The organism is Pseudophaeobacter profundi (assembly GCF_029697505.1).
Lineage (GTDB): Bacteria > Pseudomonadota > Alphaproteobacteria > Rhodobacterales > Rhodobacteraceae > Pseudophaeobacter > Pseudophaeobacter profundi.
In genome coordinates, this window is sequence record NZ_JARJEF010000059.1 from 1 (window position 1) to 578 (window position 578).

Below are 578 nucleotides of genomic sequence, written 5' to 3' on the forward strand. Positions count from 1 at the left end.
CTCGCCCCTCCCGCGCCCAAGAAGGCCGCCAGTGTCTCCAGGAGCGAGTCTAGCTCCTCGGTCACCTCCTCTGGCTCCACAGCGTCCTCGACCGCCAACTCCAAGCTTGATGAACTGAGTCTAACGAAGGACCAAATTGATTTGCTGAAGAATGCGTTCGTGGCGTTTGACCATGAGAAGAAGGGGTGCATAGGGATTGACATGATTGGCACAATCCTGGAACTGCTGGGACATGCGCAGACACAAGCGCAGCTGGAGCAAATCATCAAGGAGGTCGACGTGGACGGATCCGGAGAGCTGGAGTTTGAAGAGTTTTGTATCCTGGCTTCAAAGTTTCTGACAGAGGAAGAGGAAGACGCCAACGCTGAACTGTTGAACTCAGAACTGAAAGAGGCCTTCAGATTCTACGACAGAGAAGGCAATGGCTACATCACGACGGATGACTTCAAGGAGATTCTGAGGGAACTTGATCCTGATATTCCGGAGAAAGAGCTGATCGGCATGGTCAACGAGATTGACATTGACGACTCCGGGACCGTCGACTTTGAAGAGTTCCAGAAAGCTTTGCGTTAAACCGG

Annotated in this window: 1 protein-coding gene; it reads left to right on the top strand. The window is 52.4% G+C overall.

Going from position 1 to position 578, the window contains the following annotated elements:
• The coding region (locus tag P2081_RS20275; protein WP_278924598.1) for an EF-hand domain-containing protein at nt 1-573 on the top strand (573 nt) is incomplete at its 5' end.
• Between the last annotated feature and the right edge of the window lie 5 nt (nt 574-578).